This window comes from Roseobacter sp. YIN89 (genome assembly GCF_057219365.1).
Map to the genome: position 1 here is coordinate 1,228,923 of NZ_JBXVVD010000001.1, position 24,000 is coordinate 1,252,922.

Genomic DNA, 24,000 nt, shown 5'->3' on the forward strand with positions numbered 1-24,000 from the left:
TTGAGATCACGCTTAAGGCGACGAAATCGCGAGAGATTTCATGCCTTTGAGGAAGCCGCGCGACGCCTTGCGCTGGACCCGCTGGAGCCTCGGGTTCTGCTCAACGCCGATGTGCTTGCCTTGGACATGGCGACGCTGGGGTCGGAGGGACAATCGCATGATCTTCTTGTTCGGATGCAGGAAGAGACGACCGAATCCCTTGATAGCGCAGTTACGGTTCAAAGGGTCCAAATTTTGGACCAGACCAACAACGCGGTGTTGGCATTTGGTGATCTGGCGGAAATTTCCGCTGTCAGCATCGCCGGCGGCACCGGCGCAGAAACGATTACTTTCGACGCTATCAGCTTTGGCTCGGACACGCCATTTGGCTTGTCGTTCGACGGTGGTGAGGGCGAAGACAACCTGACCTTCCTCACCGACCGCAACGTTGACTGGACCATTGACGCGGCGGATGGCGGCAATGCGACAGATGGGTTTGCCACGATTGAATTCCAAAACGTCGAATGGGCCATCGGGGCGGCCGACAACGAAGACGTGTTTACAATAACCGCAAGCGGCAGCGTGACCGGCGGTGTCGATGGTGGCGACGCCGGTTTTGATACCATGGTGCTGACGGGCGGTACGTACGACACCGTGAAATACATCGCGCTCGATCCGACCAGCGGCATTGTGGAGCGGGATGCGGATGCCGTCTACTTCACGGGGCTTGAGCCGGTCATCAACGAAAATACCTCGACGAATGTCATCCTTGACATGCAGGCGACCTCGCTGACCGCCGGTTTACCACCCTATTCGGCGACGCTGAACACAGGGCTGACCACCGACTTCGTCTTGGACAGCGGGGCATTCGAGCGTTTCGAGTTCAACGCGCCCACCAGCAAGATCGAGATTACCAGCGATAACGGATTTACCAATCCGGATTTCAGCCTGGACATTGTTGGGTTTTCGTCTGCGTTCACTGGCGACCTGATTGTCCGAACGGAAAACATCACTGTTGATGCCAGCGTCAGCCTTGGTACGGCGCTGAACCCGCTGAGCAGCGTTATTCTGGAAGCTGAGGACACGGCCAATGGTGTCGGACTTAGCTTATTGGAGCTTACCGGCATCGGGTCGGTTGGCAGTACGCTCAACATGCAGGGCGACATTTTTGCGTCCGGTGTCGTTGAGTTGACCGCCAAGGCGGAACGGGTGCTGGATGGCACCGCGACGTTCGATTTGGGCAACATCCTCAATACAGGTCTGTCCGCGGCCAACCCTTTCCAGATGCCTCAACTGCAAGCACAGGCGACTATTGGCCCGAATTCGGAGGTGGTAGCGGGCGCACTGAAACTTGAGGCCGTGACCAACCTTGATCTGATGCTGGACGGCAATCAGGCGCTGCTTGGCAATTTCACGATGAATGTGCTGGCCTCAACGACAGCTGTGGCCGACATCGGAGGTGGGACGATCACAGTTGGCACGGATAGCTTGTCCGGCGAGACGGACAATCTGGTTGTGCGCGCCATCGACACATCGAAAATTGACATTGACCTGACGCCTGATCCCACAGCACTAGACGACGCACTCAACAACAGCCTGAACAATACACTGAGTGACTATGGCCTTTCGTTTTCGATTATCGATCTTGACCGGACGACCACGGCGCAGATCGTCGCGGCGGACCTTTCGGGTACGACCGGCAGTACACTGGTCGAGGCAAAGCAATCGGGCTCTTTGTCCACAGAGGTAGTTTCCGGCCTTTTGGGTGTAACCTATCTGCAATCCAATGATGTGCTTTCTGCAAATGTGAGCGGCGGCACGATCCGTGGGGGAGGCCTGAAAGTCATCGCGGAAAACACCACCGATTACGCGGCGACTGGCAAGGTCGGGTTGAACTTTATCGAAGGATCAACCACCGCGAGCCTTGTCGGGTCGGACGTGATTGTGTCAGGTGCTGTGTTGGTCAGCGCTATTGAAGCTACCAAGCTCACCGCAACTGCACAGGATATCGAACGTTCGGGTCCAGATTCCATTTCTACGATCGACGTCGGTGTCGCAGCAGCCATCAACGAGATGGACAAAGACATCACCGCCAAAATTGACGGCGGCAATGCGCAAAGCACCGGTGCCAGTGTCAGCGTTCTCGCCGAGAACGCCGAGAATCTGGTGTCGAAGGTGGTTGCGACCGAGTACAACAACTCGTCGCTTGACGGCGTTTCTTCCTTTACCGCGGGCGGCACCCTTGCGTGGAACGAGATGTTGGGGTCCGCCACGGCAGCAATCCTCAACGGGGCGGACGTGGACGCCAGTACCCTTATCACCGTCGAGGCGAAAAACACATCGCTGATGGACGCGCGGTCGGATGCGACAACTCGCTCCAAAGGCGGTGGCAGCACGCCTGTGTTTGGTCTGACGGTTGCGTACAACATGGTTGGTTACGACGTGACCAATATTCTTGATGTTTTCGCGGTAGGGATCGATGCGATCCTCGGCCTTGGTCTTGGCCCCTCTGCAACGCCGGTCACGGCCAAAGCCTATATCGACAGCTCCAGCGCCGTTGCGGGCGGTGCCTTGCTGGTCAAGGCGACCAATACCGCGAAGATCAACTCAACAGCATCAAATGCGGCTTTGTCCAGCGCAGAAGGCGGCGTGTTGTCCTCGGCAGAAGGGGTTGGCTTTGCCTTCATCCTGACGAGCAACAAGGTGGCGAGCGAGGCGACTGCCGAGATCACCAACAACCTGACCGATGGCGAGATCGCAGGGGCGTCGGTGACCGTCAAGGCAGAAGACCTGACAGAATTTACCAGCAACTCCAAGGTTGTCGCCTCTCAGGTATCCACGAATGACGGCGGCGCGTCGGCGGTCGACGACGCGTTGGGCATTCTCGTCCCGGCAAAGTTCCGCACCAACGGGACTGATGTTTTCAATGGCGATCTGAGCGGTGCCAGCACTTCCGAAGACATCACATTCGGCGATAAAGTTGCGCTCACACCGGATTACACCGCGTCTGGCGGCGGCACAGGGACCGCGGGCGACATCTACCGTTTTCTCGGCGGTACTGACCTGACAGGGGTCAATGTTGCCAACATCGACTTTACCGATACTGATTTCTGGCAACTAGTCCCGGCCTCGGAGTTCATCCCGACCGGTGTCAACCTGACCGAAAGCGACAGTACCGCCGTTGGCGGTATGATCGTGCGTAACGAAGTCGACAGTGGTGCGACCGCGCGGATCGTCGCTGCGGACGTCAACGCAACGGGCGAAATTCTTGTCCAGGCGATCGAAGGCCTGACAATGCGGGCCACGGCGGACATCGGGGTGGAAAGCTCCGGTGGCAGCACAGTGACCGGACAAGGCACATCCCTTGCTGTGAATGGCGTCATTGCGATCAACACGGCCAATGCCGGCGCGCTGGCCAGCATCGAAGGAGGCTCGGACGTCACGTCGACGGGCGACAAGGTCAGGGTTGTTGCCGCAAATGCCGCAAAACTGAACGCAACACTCAAGGGCGCTGTCAGCTCTGGTGCAGATGCTGTCGGCGTCATGATTGCGTTCAATACTTTGGGCTATGCGCCAAACAACATATTGTTCCAGACGCTGGATGCGTTAATTGGGACGGACATCGGCGACAAAACTCCATCCGATTCTATTGCGCGCGTGACCGACTCGAACGTGGCCGGGCAAAACGGTGTTGAGCTTGACGCGCAAAACAATGCCTCACTGACCGCCTTGCTGAATGGTAATGCAACCTCTGCTGCCTATGCCGCACAGGGTGCAAACGCCATGTCGGCGCAGGGCATTCTGGCATCCAACATGCTGGCGGGAGAAGCGCGCGCCTACATCGATGACACGGACGATACCGTGTCGTCCTGGTCTGTCACGTCTGCTACTGGCAATGTGTCGGTCACTGCTGATGACGCAACCAATCTCAAGGCAGATACGCTGATCATCACCGGCTCGTCGCGGACAAATGATCTCGGCATCGGTATTCTGGACAGCTGGGCGCAGAACCTTCTGGATCAATACCAGTACACGACCCAGTCCGGCATGCAGACGCTGAAATATGGCGACAAGGTCTTTATCGGCACGAATTACACCGCCAACGCAGATTTGCAAGGCAAAGTATTCCAGTATCTGGGCGATGACGATAGCACCGATACGGACCTCGGTTCGGTCGACTTTACCGGAACCTTCCGGGGGGCCGCCGCGGCGGGATACTGGAAACTGCTGGATGAAACGAATGTCGTGCCGTCTGGCGTCGCAGGTTTGCTGACATCGGCGCTCGGGATCAAAAGCGGCGATGCCAAATCCTACTACGTCGTCGTGACACGCAACGAAGCGGAAGGCGGCGCAACTGCCTTCATTGATGACTACACCGTGACTGCCGCTGGCAACCTGGTGGTTGCCGCCAAGGAACGCGCAACGCTGACAGCCACGGAAGGCAGCACGTTGAACGCGAAGGACGGGATTGGCGGCATCATCGCGACCAATGAACTGAATAGCCGCGCCGAAGCCTACGTGACAGATTCCGACATTGAGGCGACCAGCGGAAACATCAAGATCGAAGCCCTGAACGTCGCCGTTCTCGATGCCACGACCCTGACTGAAATGTCCGTTTCGCAAGATGCGGCCAGCGTCATTTTGGCCTTTAACTCAGTGGGATACGATGGAACAAACGTCTTGTTCCAAGCGATTGATGCCATTCTCGGGTCTGACTATCTGGTCGAAAAAGATCCGGTCGGTGCTTATGCCTATATGGAGGACAGCACAGCTGACGCGGGCCAGGACATTGATGTGCTGGCAACGACATCGAAAGAGCTGTTCGACCTGACCACGGTTGACGCCCAGGCGTTGGACGATATGGCCGACCGTGATCTGGACGCTGATGACCAGGAACAGGACGAAATGTTCCTGAGCACGCTCAAAACCGCGTTTGAGACGGGATTGAGTGAAACGATCGACGGTGATCTGACGGTCGAGACGATCGCCACGCAATCACAATGGTATGTCTCCGCAGAAGACGGTCGTACATGGTTGGTCCGGACAGACAGTGGGGCCATAAAGGTCCTGGCCGTCAATCTTATTGATGCTCAGGTAGGCAACGCGGCGTCCTCTACGGCAAAAAGCGACCGCGCGTTGTTTGATGGTTTTGTCACCAAGGCCAAAAGCCCCGGTACCGCCACCAAGGACCTCAAGTTCGGAGCCAACGGCAGTGCCGCAGGCGGCGTGCTGGCATCCAATCGGATATCTTCTTCCACAGAAGCTTGGATTTCCAACAATGAAATGTACTACAACGAATCCGATACCGTTTCGGGATTGCGGGCCGGCGATCGTGTCCAGGTTGGTGCCCAGGTCTTTGAATACGTGGGCGCAGACCAGGTTACCCCCACCGACTTTGACTATACGAGCCGTGGCATCATTGCCGATCTTGAAGTGGGCGATCTGATCCGCCTGCATGAAGATATTGGAACGTTCAGCGAAGGCGACATTTTGCGCTTCAACGGCGCTAGCGACATCTCGGATGTGGATATGTCCGCGTTGCTTACAGGCGCGCAGGCTGGCGACTTTGCAAAAGTAAATGATCCCTTGAGCATTGACCTGAGCGTTGCGGAACAAGCCTATGTATCCTCGGCGGATTGGGAGTTGCGCAGTGCCTCGCTGCCTGCCGGATATGCAACGGCGGGCGACAACCTCACGGTCAAAGCTGAGGACAACGCCTATCTGCGTGCGCATTCCTCATTGTTGGTGTCGTCGGAAACGACGAACAACAATGACGTTTTTGTTGCCCTTGCCGAAGCGCAGCTTGCCAAAGACTACGAAGTCACGACCTTCTCCGGCGAGCGGACACTCAAAACCGGAGATCTGCTCTTGGTCGGCAACAACATCGCCGGCATCGCCGAAGGCTCACTGTTCGTCTACAAGAAAGAAGACGCCAGTATTACGCAGGATTTCGCGACGCTGACGGCGGCTCAGCTCAACGGTTCCGATTGGGAAAATGTCAGCGGCAATACCAGCATCGCAGATGCCTTCCCGAATTTCGGCAATACCGCCAACTCCGACAGCACGGCCTACGGCGGCATCATCATTACCAACGAAGTGAGCGGCGGGGCCGTGTCGCGCGTTGACAACACGACGGTCACGGCAACCAGCGGTACGGTCAAGGTCGAGGCGGTTGAAAACGCGACGCTTATCGCAAATCTCGAAGCCGATGTGAACTCGTCTGGCGGTAGCGCCTGGGGGAGCGGTGATTCAGTTGCCGTCAACGGGATTATCGCAACCAACACGCTCAACGCATCGGCCACAGCCGAGCTGACGGGTAGCGTGGCCACGGCAGGAACAAATGTCGAGGTCCTGGCGAAGAATACCGCGATCATGGATGCGCGGGCCACCTCATCCGGCAACACGGGCGATACCGGGGTCGGCGTTCTTCTGAGCTTCAACGCGCTTGGTTGGCAGTCGGAAAATTTCCTCTTTGCCGCTGCGGATACGATCGCTGGTGACCCTCTTCTGTCAGATCTCTTCGACGGTTCGACACCCTCAAACGCCTATGCCGCCATTTTGGACAGCGATGTCACCGCCACGGGGAACGTCGTGGTGGAGGCGGTCTCGCAAGAGCTTTTGAACTCGACTGTATCTAACACGGTCACATCGTCTGCTTCGGCAACCGTCAATGCCTCGGGCAAGTCGGTTGCCATCGTTTTGTCCAGTAACAAGGTCAATGGTGGCGCGACGGCACTCATCGATAACAGCAATGCCGCGATGGGTGCAGACGTGCAGGGCGCGGCTGTTCGCGTTGAGGCGCGTGACGACATCCGCATGCAATCGAACAGCAAGCTGGTATCTTCCTCAACCACGTCCAACGATGGCGGTCTGTCTGTCTTGCAGGAAACCATTGACGACAAACGAGACGCAGATTGGGAAGCATTGGACACCAATCTTCTGCCGAAACAGGTAGACCTGAAGTTCGGTGAGCTCGTGCGCCTGTCTGACGATTACGATGCAGCGCGTGGCAACAAAGGCGCCATCTATGAATTCCTCGGCAGCGATCGTTCCTTCAATCTGAACGGCGCGGATTACACCAACACCGATCTATGGCGTCTGACGCTGGGCAGCCAGATCATTCCCAGCTTGAATGTAACGGATTCCGATTCGCTCGGCATCGGAACCATGTTTGTTTACAATGATATGCGATCTGAAGTTGAAGCTATGATTGCAGATTCGACCGTGGTGGCAACGAGCAATGGTATCGTGGTGCGTGCTGTCGAAAACGCGGATATGGATGCCATCGTTGATGCCGTTGTCAGCTCGTCTGGCGGCAGCTCTCTCGATGGTGAGGGTCAAAGCCTTGCTGTGGGGATCATTCTGGGATCCAACTTCGTGTCTGGCAGTTCGCGCGCCACAATCGTAGATTCCGATGTTACTGCAAATGGTTCGGGTGACATTTTGGTGGAGGCCAAAAACACGTCGAAGCTGGACGCCACGAACTCATCAGTGGTCACAGCCGGAGCCGAAAGCTTCAACTTTCTGCTCGCGTTCAACGTCATGGGCTGGCAGCCGAACAACAATCTGTTCCTAGCTGCCGATGCCATCCTTGGCGATGCGTCTCTGTCCAGCGGATTTGACGGGGAGCAACCCGTCAACTCAGAAGCTCTGATCCTGAACTCCTCTGCGGATGCCGGCGGGCAGGTGCAGGTCAACGCTGTGAACGATGCCGAGATAAATTCGATCGCGTCAAACGACACGGAGACGCTAGCGCAGGCGCTTCAAGGTGCTTCGGGGATTGCAGTTGGTTTCACGATTGCGACCAACAAGCTGTCTGGCGCAGCGCGTGCAGGCATTGATGTTGCTCATTTCGATCATGACGACGGGGTCCAATATGTGCGCTCAGGCGACCGTGTCAAAGCTGCGGATGGCACGATTTGGCGTTACGATGGTGACGATGATTCGATCGATCTGGAAACCGAAACCTTTGCATCTGCATCGGGCTGGACAAATGTTGGCGACGCCACAACCGGCTTCCTGAATGATATTGATGCCGGCACCGGCGTATCTGTTACCGGGACAGATGAGAACAAGATCGACGCGGATACTGACCTAAAAGCGGCTACCGAAACGACGAATGATTTCGGCATTTCAATTGCCACCGGCCTGATCGAAGGTTTGTTGAATGATTATCAATACACCACGGAGTCGGGCGTCCAAAAGGGTGTCTTCTTTGGACAAAAGGTTCTGATTGGCAGCAACTACACCGGAGACGCTGCCGAAATTGGCAAAACTTACGTCTTTACCGGCATCGGCGACGTCAAGGATCTCTTCAGCGTCGAAGTTGACATGGCTAATACGGTATTCTCTGCCGATGGCAACGGCTGGGTAGAGTGGAACCCGATCGATCTGGAAGCGCTGATCCCCGAACCTTTCAATCTTAACCTTGCATCGAGCGATGCCACGGCGGTCGGTGGAGTTCTGGCGCTCAATGATGTCCGCGGCGCGGCTGAAGCGCGTCTTGTCGATGCAGACGTGGATCTTGCCACCGGCGGCGTGTTGGTTGAGGCGACAGAAAAGGCCAAGATCGACGCCCTGAACAAAGGCGTTGCCAAAGTGAATGGCGGCAGCACGCTGGGCAGTATCGACGGCGAATCTTCTTCGACGCTGGCATTCAATGCTATGATCGCCACAAACTCGGTCCAAGCTACCGCTGACGCCTATATCGAGGACAGCGATGTCGGCGAAACCGATGCCGATGACGGAACGATCGGGGCGAGCTTTGTTACTGTGCGCGCGATCAACGAGGCGATCATCAAGTCAGATGTTGATGTCAGTACCACAGCGATGGGCGGCGATGGTACGTCCGTGGCGCTGGGGGTCACATTGGCTTTCAACTCTATCGGGACAACGGGCCAAAACTTCCTTCAAAACACCGTTGATGCACTGTTTGGGCTGTCACCTGCCGAAGAAGTCCCAAGTATGGCAACTGCGGAGGTCATCAACAGTGATGTCAAATCGACCGGCACGATCAAGGTGGATGCGGACTCCCGACTTGTGCTGGATGCCGATATTACCAACGCGGCATTGGCGACCGCGATATCGGCGGGCACCAATGACAACTCCAGCTACACAATTGCGCCGATTATTGCGCTGAACCGTGGGTCCGGCGGGGCTGTGGCGAAAGTCCAAGGCGCAGGTGATTTCCGATCGACAAGCGGTAACATCGAAATCACCGCCGACGACAACAATGCGGATGGCGCCAGTATGATCACGGCAGATGTTGTTGCGGCAACATTGGCAATTTCAGCTGGCATTTCCACATCCTCTAACACCGTCGCAGTACCGGTCAGCTTTGCGCGAAATGTGTTGCGCACAACGGTTGACGCAAGCCTCGTGAACAGCGGATCAACTAGTACGCCAGTGTCCGCCGCTAGTGGCCTGATCATGGTGTCCGCGACACGCCAAGCTACCATAACGGCAACCTCCCTTGCCGCGGCAGCTGGTATTTCCGCATCGAATTCCGGGTCCGCCGGGGCCATCGCTGGCGGCGGAGCGATTGCTGTCAACCGCCTGTTTGGTGACGCAAATGCGCTTGTGGACGGCAGTGTGATGCAGGCGGACGATATCCTGATCGAAGCCAAGAGCACCTCGAAAATTGACGCCCGCGTCATCGCTGCGGCGGCAACGGTCTCGATCTCTGCAAGTGACAATGCGAGTGCGGTATCCTTGGGCATTTCTGTTGCCGACAACCTCATCGGTTGGCAGGACGCACCACTGCCGGGGACCGTGACTACGGACAGCGACGACACCTCTCATACGCTTGTCAATGGCAATATCATCGAAGTAACAGACGGGCCATTGGCCGGACGGTACTATCAGTACATTGGCGAAACGCAGGCGTCCGCCTCTGACCTGTCGATTGCAGATTACAACAACACCGATGCGTTCAAGCAGGTTGGCCTGTCGCGCGACGGATCGACTACGCAGGCGCGCATGGTCGACAGCGATATTATCCATTCTGCCGCCACACCAGGGCATCTTGTCATCGATGCGGAGTCGCGCCAGACCATTTCGGCGCTGACCCTGGCCGCAACCGTTGCCGCTGCCGTTGGCAAAGGGGGCACTGCAATTGGCGGTACTGGCTCTTTTGCCCGCAACCGTATTGCCAGCGATACAAAAGCTGAGATCGACGGAGATGCGGGTGATGTAATCACAGTCGAGAGCGCACGTATCACAGCGCGCGACGTGTCTTCTATTGATGCCTTTACAGGCGCGGTTTCTCTCGGTTTGGCTGCCGGAGTTGCTCAAGGCAGCAACATAACCGTTCAGATCGGCGTTGCCATCGCCATGAACGAGATATCAAATCTGACGCAAGCTTCTATCAAGGATGCGTCTCTTGATGCCAAAGGCACAGGGCCGGGCGATGGTGCCGCCATTGACCCGTATTCAGTCCTGGTCAGCGCCGGCAGTGGCGCGGGTCTGTCGCTTTCCGCATCGGGCGCAGGTCTGACAGCAGAAAAGCTTGACGATGCAGCCGAAGCGGAGATGTCCGAAGATCCAAACGATTCATCGAAAGTGGTCCGTAATGCGACCGACCTGTCCCAAGACAATACAACGCTGAACGCCATCAAGAACGCGCTGAACGCGGAATCCGCGCTGGTTAACAAAATCACGGGAGATGTGCGTCTTTCGAAATCAGGGCTGAACAGCTGGATCCTTGTCGAGGAAGACACCGGACGGACTTTCAACCTAAAGCTTGACGGCGGCACGCTGTCAGGTGACCGCGCGAGCATTAACTCGGTAGCGCTGGCAGCTTCGGCTGGTGCTTCCTTTGGCACAGGTACTTCCACGAGTGTCACGGGCGCGGGGGCTTACGCAGAAAACGTCATCACCGGCGGCACCAAAGCTGACATCACGGGGTCCGATGTAAAAGCATCGGGTACGGCGACGGGGACGGGCGATGGTGATGTTATCGTTCAGGCGACATCTGACAGCGTCATAAATGCGACGATTATTGCGGCTTCTATGTCGGTCGCCGCATCCAGTGGCACAGGCGTCGCAGCGTCGATTGGTGTTGCTATTGCCCGCAACCTGATCGGGGAGACCCGTGACGGAACGGATGCAGCGCTCGAAGTGTCGGCCGAAATCAAGAATAGCCGTGTCTTTAGTGCTGAGGGCGATGTGTCCGTCACAGCAACGGCTGAGCAAAGCATCAAGGCTGTGACAATCGCAGGTGCGGCCGCCGTAGGTGGCGGAGCCACAGGCGTCGCTGTGGGTGGATCGGGTGTCTACAACATCAACGTGATAAACGTGTCTCAGCTCGCGTCCATCGAAGGTGATCCGGCGAGTGGCGCTTTGCCAAGCATCGACGCGGACAGCATTACAGTAGACGCGACAAACGCCTCGGAAATCTCCGCCTTTGCAGGGGCGGCGGCGGTCAGCTTTGCATGGGGCAGCGGATCAGGCGTTGCCGTAGCACTGGGCGTCTCCATTGCCGAGAACATCATCAAAGGCGGCGTCGAGGCACGCATCCTGAATACCGACGGCGGAGCTGCCTTTGGCGTCATCGCCCGCACAGGCGACGTATCGGTCAAGGCAACCGACAAGGCAACCATTGAAGTTGTCGCCGCATCGGCATCGATTTCGGCAGCTGTTGCCTCAACCGCGGTAGGTGTTTCGGGTGCCGGTGTCGGCGCGGTGAACCGCCTGACAACCACAACCAAGGCGCACATTACCGGGTCTGACGTCGATTCATCTTCCGGCGATGTCAACGTAGAGGCGGTCGCTGAAGGCAAGATCAAAGCGGTTGTCGTTGCAGCCAGTGCCGCTGTTGCTGTCGGTACAACCGCGGTAGGCGCGTCGTTTGGCGTCTCGGTCGTGCGCAACCTGATCGGGTACGAGCAAACAACGGCACCGAGCAACGCCAATTCATCCCAGTCGCTTGCAACCCTGACAAAGAATTCCACCAGAGTGCTGGTCGGGGACGGGCCTCGCGCTGGTGACGTCTATAAATATGTCGGTGACACTGTAACCGCCGAAACAAATGAGACCTTTGCTCTTGAAACCCAGGACTACGGCAACACCGAGCTTTGGGAACTGCAAAACCTCGGTGAGGCGCGCGCTTCTGTTGAGGCTGCTATCATCGACAGTGACGTAACTGCTACCGGCGGCGACGTAAAAGTCGATGCGCTCATCAAACAGGGCATCAAGGCAACAACTGTTGCCGGTGCCGCTGCGGTTGCTCTGGGCTCCGTCGGGGTTGCCGTTGCTCTGACCGGCGTTGGGGTCGAGAACAAGATCGCCACGGACGCCACGGCAAAAATCAGCGGCTCCAGTGATATCGACGCGCAACGTATTGTTGTGAACGCGGATGATGTTTCGCAGATCGATTCCTTTGCTGCCGCTCTGTCGATCGCCATATCGGGCGGGTCCACCGGTGTGTCTGTCGCCCTTGGCGTGTCTGTCGCGATCAATGATGTGGCAAACAGTGTCAAAGCAGCGATCGAAGGCGGTGCAGATGTCGATGCCACGGCAACGACAGGTGCCGGAGTCACAGTTTCCGCCTCCACGCCGGAGCTGCCGATTGGTACGCCTGTCGGCCTGGATAGCTTGTCGAACGTATCCGTTGCTCAACTAGAAGAGGCTGCGGATACCAAAACCGACGATGATGGCAACGCAACAGACCTAACGGCGGATTTCAATGCCAAAACGGCTATCGTAAATGCGCTCAGAGCAGCCAATTTTGAGGTTGTCCGGTCGGCGGGCGTCAACGCGGATCCGAATGATGACGATGTCGTCATTGATGACATCTCCGTCACCGTTGTTCGCGAAGGCGAGGCCTGGTCCATCACTGATGTGGAGGGCAATACATTTGCCATCGTGCTGGACAGCGGTACGCTGAAAGCACGCAAGGCAACCATCAACTCCGTCTCGATGGCGGCGTCCGTGTCGGTCGGCGTTGGCGGCGTCGGCGTAGGTGTCGCAGGGGCTGGCGCGGTCTCGCAAAACGCGATCCGCAGTAATGTATCGGCGACAATCAGCGGGTCAGACATATCGACGGCCAACGATGCTGATGTGGTTGTCAATGCGCGATCTGCCTCGGAAATTGCATCCACGGTACTTGCGGTCTCCGCTGCGGTGGGTGCTGGCAGCGTAGGTGTCGGTGTTGGTATCGGCATCTCGGTCGCGCAGAACTACATCGGGCGCACGCTTAGCGGTGCTGTGCCTGTGGACGACAGTGGGATGGTGTCGGCCACCATCCTGAATTCGAGCGTCAACGCGGGCGGTGATGTGGATGTCGACGCGGAAAACGCTCAGTCGATCCGCGCGCTGACAATTGCCGGTGCGGTCGCGGTTGGCGGCGGGACAGTCGGCGTCGGGGTTGCCGGTTCCGGCGTCTTTGCCGAAAACATCATTGATGCCACAACTGAAGCCTATATCGACGGTGACGGTGCGACGGGCATCAAGGGCGACAGTGTCACCATCGACGCTATGAACACAGCCGTGATTGACGCAGTTGGTGCGGCGGTCTCCATCGCAGCGGGTGTCGGTACCGTGGGTGTTGCAGTATCCGCCGGCATATCAATCGGCCAAAACGAGATCCTCAGCAGCACCACAGCAGCCATCCGTAATGCAAATACCGAAGTTGAGGCGCGCGATGGTCTGATCCGAGTTCAAGCCAAGGACGATGCGATCATTCGAGCAACCACGGCGGGTGCTGCCCTGGCTGTAGGAGCGGGTTTGGTCGGTGTCGGTTTTGCGGGTGCCGGTGCATTTGCAACCAACACAATAAACACCGCTACAACTGCCGAGGTGACCGGCTCAAATCTTGATGCAAATAGAACAAGTGGCACTGGTGAAGTCAAAGTGCTCGCACATGGCAACGCGGTCATTGACGCGCTCATTATTGCCGCATCCGCTGCGATTGGCGGTGGTGCCGTTGGCGTCGGAGTTGCGATCGGCGCGTCAGAGGCGCGTAACGTTATCGGGTCCGGCAATACAGACGGTGTGTTCGCCACTGTCAGCAGCTCTACGCTGAATGCTGAAGGGGACATCACGGTCGAAGCAAAAATGGACAAGGCACGCATCAAGTCCGAAGTGCTTGCGGTGGCCGTTGCCATAGCCGGTGGTGCGATTGCGGGTGCCGCGTCCGGTGCCGGTGCGGGTGGTTACAACACACTTGACTATGCGGTGATCTCCTCTGTCGACAGCAGCACCCTCACAAGTGAAAAAGCACTTTCGCCATCCGGTGTGGAACGCGGCGATGTAACGGTAAAAGCGCGTGATCTGAGCGATATCGACAGCGAAGTTGGTGCGACGTCTGTTGCTGGCTCCGCGGGTATCGTGGGCGGCTCCGTCTCTATCGGTGTAGCCACTGGGAGTGCGACAGTCGACAATACTATCGAAGCGAAAATAAACAACAGCGACGTTAATGCCGACAATGTCAAGGTCACGGCAGATGATGATAGTGACATCCGCGTCAACGCAGAAGCGGCAGCTGTTGCCGCGTCCATCAGCCTCGGGTTCGCTGTGGCCGGCTCGGGTGCGTCTACATCAGCCACCAACACAAACCGTGTCCGCGCCGCGCTGACCGGCAATGGTGGCGACATTACAAACGCCGATGGCAGTGTGCAGGTGGAGGCGCGCTCTACCGCTCTCGTGAGAGGCTTTACAGGCACGAACTCCGTCTCATTGGGGCTGGCGTCAATTGCCGCTCAGGGTGGGGTTGTTGCTGTTTCAGCAAGTCCCGACATTGACGCGGTTGCCACGGGGGTAACCGTCAATGCTAATGATTTGAAAGTGCTCGCTGTTTCCGAAATTTTGACGGTTGCTGAAGCGAAAGGTATGTCGGTTTCTACCGGTCTGTCGATGGGTGCAAACGTCGCTACGGCCTCTGTAGGCAGTACGATCGATGCGACGCTAGGCGGCTCTTCGGGCATCTTCAACGTGGGTAGCATGACCGTCAGCGCGAGCTCGCTCAAAAATGGCGCATCGACAAACGCATTTGCGCTCGCGGAATCGTCCGCAGGCGGACTTCTGCTTGGCGCCACATCGTCAGATGCGAAAACGTACAACACAGAAACCGTGCGAAGCACGATCACGACCGGAGCAGACATCAATGCCGGAAGCGGTAGTGTTTTTGTCTCAGCACTAAGTGACGTGGATCAATTGGCCGTGTCCAATGCAGCAGCGGTTGGTCTGATCGGCGCGGGTGCGGCGACCGCTCTGGCAGAGAGCACGACAACGATCAAAACCGAGATCGGCAATGTTGATATTGACGCGGGTTACATGATCGTGACCGCAGACGGAGATGCCTCCAACATTGCTGATACTACAGCAGGCTCTGGCGGGCTTGTTTCCGGATCGGGCGCGGCACCAGTATCGCGCACAAATGCGGATGTCGATATCCGCTTCAAGGACGGTGCGGACGTCGATGTGACCAACGGGCTGGGCCTACTGCTCATCAATGCCGGGCACGAATCTCGGCCCGATACCTATGTCACCACGAATTCCCTGGGCCTTATTGCCGGATCGGGCGCGGTGTCGCGCATGTATGTGAACACAGACGTCGACATCTCTTTTGGCGACGCCGACGCTGATAACGCAGGGGCGAACGTCACCGCGGACTACCTTGAGACCAATGCCACGCAAGCGGTCATCAAACTGCCGCCGGCTGACGTCAATATCAGCGGCGATGCGGGTGGTCTGGCCAGCGGTGCGAGCGCCGACAGCGAAATTTATGTCGACGTCTCCACCAAAATCGATGTGCGGGACGACAGCAGCCTGACCACGACCGACCGGACGGGGCTGCTAATCCTGAGAGCCTTCAACGAGCTGAACGTCACCGAAGAGATTGCTCTGTTCACCGCCGGTGCGGTGTCCGGGGCCGGTGCTTACGTGGATTTCGTGACCACGCAATACCTTGCACAGGTAAACGTAGCTGCTGGTGCCAGCGTTCACGCTGCGGGCGATCTAATCCTTGAAGCGAACAGCGAAAACAACGTCTACCTGCAATCCTATTCCGAGACATATGGTCTGGGAACCGTTGCGATCGGGCACGCGAAAATCGATGTCCTGCCTACCAACAACATCTTCATCCGTGGCGATGTGCTGGGTGAAGGCGATATCTTTGCCAGTGCAGGCACCAACAAGTTCCGCGACATCATGGACAACTCGCTTGTCGCACGCGTTGATAACTTTGCCGGGTCGGCCATTCCGATTGATGATCTGGAAACACGGGCGATCTACATCACCACGAACACCATCCAGGTTTTTGCTGGGGGTGAGCTGGAAGGCTACCAAAACATCGAACTGATCGCGGATGACATTGGCCTTGCAACAGTCGATGGCAAGGCAAAAGGCACTAACTGGGCGTCAGAGTTCAAGGATGCGGTCGACGGGCTCTTTGGTGGTGCCGAATGGATCGGTGATGGTGTGGGACGCGCGGATGCGCATGCGCGCGTTATCAACGACGGCACGATCCGGACAGGGGCGACCCGAGAGAAAACGCTTGTCATCGACTACGATGGAGACCCGCAAACGGTCACAGATCCACTGACGGGCGAGGACTCGCTGGTCGTCTCCTTCATTGATGCCTCCGGGACCACGGAACTCACCCGGTTGGTTGGTGGCGAAAGCACGTTAAGGTCCTACACCTCCACGCAGAATATCGGCTTTACAGTCACGCAGGAATTCATCGAAAGCGACAACAAACGCCTGCTGGACGAAGCACGCGATTCACTCAAGTTCTACGATGAAGTTTACCCATCCGGTCATCCTCAAGCGGGCCAACTGATTAACCCCGATCTGGTCAATTTCTATGAAGCGCAGATCGAACGCATCCTGAACGAGATGCTGGCAGCGGGCGAAGCGCAGTGGATCGACGCCGATGGTGACAATGAAATCGACATCGACACTGAGCTGGTGCCGCTGCGGCCGCTGGTTGACGTGATCACCGTAGACCCGGTGATTGCTCAGGCAGGCAGGGTCATCATCATCTCTGACCAGTTGGCGGGCTCTGGCCTATTTGACGTGCCACGCAATGCCGAGATTAACATCATCAACAATACGCACGCCTTCCTGAACATCGATGGCGCAGAAATCCCGGACATCAATGGCGGTATCGTCTACAACGGCGTGGACATTACCGAAAACCAGAATAACCCGTTGTTGTCGCAGACGAAATCTGCGGCTGATGCACTTGCCCTCGCGTCCAATGAAATCAATCGAGCCAGCGATAATAACCGCTTGAACACAGGCAGATACACCGGCGTGCCCGTGACCGATCTGCTGACGCCTAACTTTACCTACGGCTCAAACACGCTCAGCACGCCGGATGGCAATCCGCAGATCACGATTCTGCAGGCGTTTGACTTGCTGCTCGGGCAAGTAAACGGTGACCTCCCAGCCGGGCTGGCGATCCCTGACATCACAATCAATGGCCCGGTTCTGAACCTTGGCGGCACGATCGAGATCAGGAACCTGTCCAACGATCCCGACAGCGACGTGATCGTCAATGCAGAGGTGAATGGCGAGAACATCAAAATCTCGGCTGGCGGCACCGTGTTCGTTAATGAGATTATCAAACACTGGACTGGAGAACCTTATTCCAAGTGGAAAACAACTGTTCTGACCGGCGTTGGCTCGATTAACGGCGGCACGAAGGATGCAGATAGACTATTTGTTCCAAACCCGTCCGATCCGCTGAACCCGATCAACGACCCTGTTGGCGACTTCCTTGCCGAAGAGCCTGTCAGCGATCCAACGTTGAAAGCGCGCGCGTTCGACATCAACGCTGAATATCTGAACGTCAACGGAATTATTCAGGCGGGTACATCCGATTACCGCGTGGTGCTGGATGCCTCTGAAAAGGCGCAGATCGATGCCATGCGTCTCAGCGGCAACAATGCCGTTCAGCGCATCAATACGGAAAACGGCGACTTTGACATTTTCTACGATCCGCTGGGCAATGAGGGCAAAGGTCAGATCCTGATAACGCCGCTCAAGACCGAAGGTGGTTCGGTTGATATCGAAGCGCGAGTCATGAACACGCGCAACGGCAAGATCATTATTCACGGTGGCTATCCCGAGATCGAGATTATTAACAACATGGGATACGGCGCGAGCTCAGCGCCAGAGATCGTGCTGCAAGGGCTCGATGCTGCGACGAAAGGTGATGGTGATCTGGTCATCAAGGACCCTGCCAAAGGCGGTGTGAATGATCCGGAGTTTGACACCATTTACGGTGTTGATAACGAAAACAATGTCTACATTGTACGCGACGACGGCACTTTCGATTATCAGGGCAATACGCGGGAATTTGTGTACAACCCGGCCGAAGGCTGGCGCTATGGCTGGACTGTTGCGCAAGACAGCCGTGTTACGACGATCTACGAATATTATCAGAAAGGCTGGTTAGGCTGGGATTCCATTATCCCTGATGAGCGGACGCCAAACAGAGAGACGGTCATAAGAGACCCCTCGCGGCTGCTGCCCGACAGCAACTATTTCTACCTTGATACCGGCGATGCGGCGTCTTCTTCTGATTTGGATGACCCGTATACCTTCAGCACCGTAAATATCGTGACGGATCCGGGAGAGTTCGAGCAAACTGACTATGACACCTGGGGATCCTGGTACGGTAAGAAAACCACTTACTTCGAATACACCAAGGTCGACGGAGAGGTGACCTACTTCACTCACACCATAGAGGCTGACCGGCCTATCGACATTGTGTTCACCGGATACGACCAAGGTTCCATCCTTGTGGATGGCGGTAACTCTAACGTTGTTGTGACCGGGACCCTTGCCAACCAGCGCGGTGACTCCACGATCACCACGTCAGGTACGGTCCGCACAGAGAAATCCGGGCTGCTGACGGGCCTCATTCAGGGTGAAACCATCGACATCTCCGCGGGCGGTGCTATCGGTACGGAATTCACACCGCTCCGGACGGACCTGGCTGAAAGCGCCGATGATCCATCACTGCGCCGGTTGGACGCGTCGACAACCTCTGGCGATATCTGGTTGCGGGAAGTCATCGGCGATCTCTTTGTGGGAGACGTGACAGCCGGTGGCCGGGAAGACGTCTGGGTTGAAGCCAACAAAGGTATTCTCAACGCCGGGCAGGGTATCCTGAGTGGCTTTACAGGTGGATCGCTGACGCTTACCGCGTTGGACGGTGATATTGGTCTCTCGTCGAGCCTGATCAAAATTGATACTGGCAGCACCGCTGGCGACGTCCTGAGGGCCTATGCGAACCTCGGCGGCATTCACCTTTCTGAGGTTTCGGGCGACCTGCGTGTCTTTGAAATCCTGGCCGCTGCGTCTGGCGATGTGACGGTGCAGGTGCTCAGCGGTAGCCTTGTTGATGCAAATACCGAAGAGGTCCGCGACGAGCGGGCCATCGAGGAACTGCGCTCTACCGTCTGGTCTGATCTGTCGCTGACTAACGAACAAACAACAGACTATACAGATCGCGATGGCAACACGTCGACGATCGGTCAGGGCGAGGCTAAGATCCAAAGCGCGATCGAAAGCCTCGAGGAGGCGAAAACCAACGAGTATCGCAACTATTGGCTGATCCGCCAGGTGCAGATTGATGCCAAAGAGGCGGAGCTGCGCGATGAGAATGTTGCCAATCCGGGTACGTACACAGATGCGGAAATCCAGGCGATACTGGATACTTGGCATCTGACGTTCCGCGTCGGCACAACCGAATACAACGACTATGTGACGGCGAATGGCGGACCTGCAGAGATTGCGTTCTCGGCGGATGAGGAAACGTATCTCGAAGACTTCCTGACGGATTTCTATTCGCAGCCGGCGAATATGCCCACAATGGGTACGGTCGCGGAGCGCGTTGCAGCGGAAATCGCTCTGATCCGGACCAGCCGGACGGCCCAGTACCAGTCTCTTGACGCGCAGTTCAAAGACGAGGTTGGAACCGATGGTGATGCGGATACCTTTGATGAAGACTTCATCATCGCTGCGACCGCCCAGGAAGAGCAAGATCTGCGCGATGTCATCAAGATCTGGACTGAAGACGAATTGATCAACTCGATCAGCGCCGGTTTGCTACGTGAAATCGTGGACTCCAATCTGGATATCGAGGACACCAACATTCGCGGTAACAACGTCACGCTCGATGTGTCTGGCACCATCGGGAAAACAGCGGGCAGCTTCGTGATTTCGGCAGCAGGCACGCTGAGCGACGATGATCGCGACATCCTCGGTGCCGCCGAGCGTGATGATGTCTACTACCTAACCACGCAACGCTATGAGGCCGTCGTCGATTTCGACACGAGCGGCAATACAATAACCCGCACCGATGGTATGAATTGGAACAGCGAGCTGTTGGGCGAATTGATCCAGGTTGAGGGTGCGACACCCAACGCCACCGAAGAAGGCGGATTCTATCGCGTCACCGGTGTCAGCGGTGCTGTGCTAACGCTGGATATGGGCACCCTTCTGGATGCGGATGACGAAAATGTTTCTGTCTTTGTCTCGGGGCTCAGCCTCAATCCGCTCGGTGTCGAGCTGGAAGGCGAGGTCACAATTTCAGGTGGAAACACGCTGACCTTTGCTGCCGGTGATGTGTCCATTTTCCAACCGAATATGAAAATCCTGCTGGATGGCGAGTATGAAAGTGCAAACGATTCCAACAGCTTGTTGACCATTGACACGGTTGATACCGCCACTCGGACTATCGTGTTCAAAGGTACGCCGGCTCTTGCAGGCGTTCTGGCCGAGGACATGCTGACGCTGAGTGTTGAACAGTTTGTCGAGCTCTGGGGCTTCCAGGTGCAAGAGCGCGAGGACTTTGATGTGACCGTCAGCGGTGTTCTGACGTTGAACGCACAAGGTGAGGCATTCATCAGTTCCGAAACCCCGCTTGCTATTGCAACGCTTGATGTGACCCAGGACACGGACCTGCGCGCAGACTTGCGGCTGAAGGTTCAGGGCGACATCACCAACAGCGTCGGTGCGGGAGCCACGAACATCAACTCGGGTGACTTGATCCTCGAAGCAGGTGCTGGTGCCATTGGTGGCAAAGAGGCCGCGGATCGCATTTATATGGATCTGATCGGCACGGACTCTTCGGTCACCGCGCGCGCCTCGGGCGTCATTGCCTTGACCGAGAGAATGGGCGACCTTCGGGTCAACACGATCTTCTCGCGCAGTGACGACGTGGATTTGGTCGCTCAGGGCAGCATTCTGGACGATAACGGCAACCTTTTGGTCAATATCGCCGCAACGGACATCTATCTCGAAGCGGAAACCGGCACGATCGGTACCGATGGCAATGCGTTGGAAATCGAGGCGCGCGACGAGAGTGACGGGGCTCTCACGGCGCTTGCAGCTGGCGACATTTTCGTCTCCGACAGGCTGGGTGACCTGGATGTCCGCGCGGTGATTTCAACGGGCGGCAGTGTCTGGCTCGAAGCGGTTACGTCCATTCTCGACAGTGTGGACGCAGGCAATCTGGCTGATCTGCGCGACGAAAGCGGCGACAATGCTGGTACCAACTCCAAGATCGGAGTTGACATTCAGGCGGCGGAAAGCATCACGCTAACCGCCCTGACCGGATTTATCGGTAGCTTCCTCCAAGAGGTTGATATCGATAGTAATTCGACGAACGGTATGACAGGCAAGGTGACAACTACCAGCGCCAAGAATACGTATATGATTGAACGCATTGGTGATTTGTACCTGAACACGGTCGAGGCTTCGGGTGCTGCACTGGATGGTACCGACAAACTAGTCAACATCTATGTAACCGCCGTTGCGGGCGGCATCTTCAATGCCGCGGCGACCGGGCAATCGAACCTGCGTGGCGGCAACGCTTACCTGTTTGCCCGCGAGAATATCGGCGAGCAAAACAAAGCGCTGACCTCGACAATCGGCTCCATCCAATCGTTTAGCAAGAACGGGTCCACCTACGTCATCAACGAGGGCGCGCTTGAAGTCGACAGCTTTACCGAGGACGCAGGCCCACTGGGTCAGGAATCGGGCGGCGAGATTGAAGTTACGGCCTCCAGTCCGATCACCGTGGTGACATCTGTCCTTGCGGCAAATGAAATCACGTATCTTGCCACGGACACGCCGGCACCTGAAGACTTTGACACGATTACCGTTGACGGCGGCGTGACGATTGAAAGCCAGAATTCCTTCATCCTGATGCAGGCTGGTGACAACATCGTCATCGAAGATGCGGCCGTCTTGAAAGCGAAGGCCGACGTCACACTGGTCGCTGATTTCGGGGATGCAGACCCTGGCGAGGGTGGGGATGTATCGGTCCTCGGTACGGTCACAGCAACAGATGGCGTGATTTCCATTATCTCGGGTGGTGACGAAGACAACGTGTTCATTGACGGGACAATGACTGCCGGTGGCGATATCATCGTTTTGACAGGCTCGTCCGACGACATGGTTGAAATCACCGCAGGTGCGAGCGTAACGGCTGGCGCTGATGTTCAGATTTCGACGTCAAATGGCGAAGATACCCTGCTGGTCGATGGTTCAATTTTGGCCACAGACAACATTATCGTAGACACCGGCAGCACGCGCGATTTCATCACACTATCAGATACAAGCGATCTGACAGCTACCAATGAAGATGTCGACTTCCTCCTGGGCGGAGGTGAGGATCAATTCTTTGCTACCGGGGCCATAACGGCAGGTGACGAAATTCGGATATTGGGTGGTGCGGATGATGACAGCATCCGGATCATTGATCCCAATGTCTTCACCGGCTTTGGATCGATCTTTGGCGAGAGCGGCGACGACTTTGTTGAAATCGTACGTCTGCTGGACCAAGACCGGACAACAGACAGCCTTCTGATTGACGGCGGCAGCGGATCCGACGATGTGATCATCCAAACACATGGCTCCATCGGCGGTGTGGATGTAGATTATATCATTGATGTTTTCGACACCGGAGCCCCTGATAGTGGCGCGGATACAATGATCGTTACGGGGACAGAATCCGACAATGACGTCTTCTTGAGCCGCGAGAATTTCCTGGCGCTGATGCATGGCACCGAACAACAAATCCGCGATAACAGCGATGATCGTCCACAGACAGTAGAGCGGATCAACTATGATCGGGGAATAAACGGGCGCCTGACAGTTCAGGGTCTTGCCGGCAACGACGTGTTCATCTCTGACGATAACTCCGCGATCATGACACTGGATGGTGGCGAGGGAGATGACGACTTCCAGTTCGGTCAGATTTTCGGGATCAACCCGAACGAAGCGGCAATCCCGAATGAAGGCCTGCGCGCACCTGGTGATGGCATTGATGCGATCCTGACAACGCGGGGCTGGCTGTCGGCTGGTGTCAGCAACCCGACCGTTGCCTTCGGTGGTACGGGGAATGATACCTTTACAGTCTACTCAAACCGGGCGGTCGTGCGGCTCGAAGGTGAGGCGGGCAACGACACCTTCACAGTACGTGCCTTCTTGCTGCAGGACGATCCAACGCAATCTTCGACGCAAGAGCTGACGAACATCCGCGGCGGTGGTGACGAAGACCTGATCCGTTACAACATCAATGCGCCGTTGCAGATCGACGGTGGGGCCGGGTTCGACCGCATAGTGGTCTTGGGCACCGAAGGAGACGACAACTTTGTCATCACGGACGAAGGTGTGTTTGGCGCGGGCTTGAACATCTCTATCTCCAATACCGAGGAAGTGTTGGAAGTGGACGGGCTTGAAGGGGACGATACGTTCTTTATCCTGTCGACACCGTCGAATGCCGTGACAGAAATAATTGGCGGTCTGGGTTCGGATACGTTCGAGGTCACAGGCGACGTTACAGGCAAAATCATTTCCGCCGGGGTCGAAGGTCGTTCTGGCCTGATCAACCACACCGCAGATAGCGACGATCTGGATTATGACAACGTCTTTGTGCCCGGTGTGGGAACAACGGTTGTGGATGCCAACCTCGGTCAGGTCGTTATCAACCAGGAAATTGCGAGCGACGTGACACCGGGTGAAACAACGGTTTCTGAGTTCGACGGTGGTGCCTTGACG

The 24,000-nt window shown here is 56.7% G+C and carries 1 protein-coding gene (cut by a window edge); it reads left to right on the forward strand.

The window, feature by feature from the left end; translation table 11 throughout:
- Window positions 1–24,000, forward strand: the 5' portion of a protein-coding gene (locus tag AC2D8V_RS06135; protein ID WP_484732625.1) for a hypothetical protein. It continues 7,170 nt past the right edge of the window; the window shows 24,000 of its 31,170 coding nt (coding positions 1–24,000); the start codon lies at window positions 1–3; its stop codon lies off the right edge, out of view.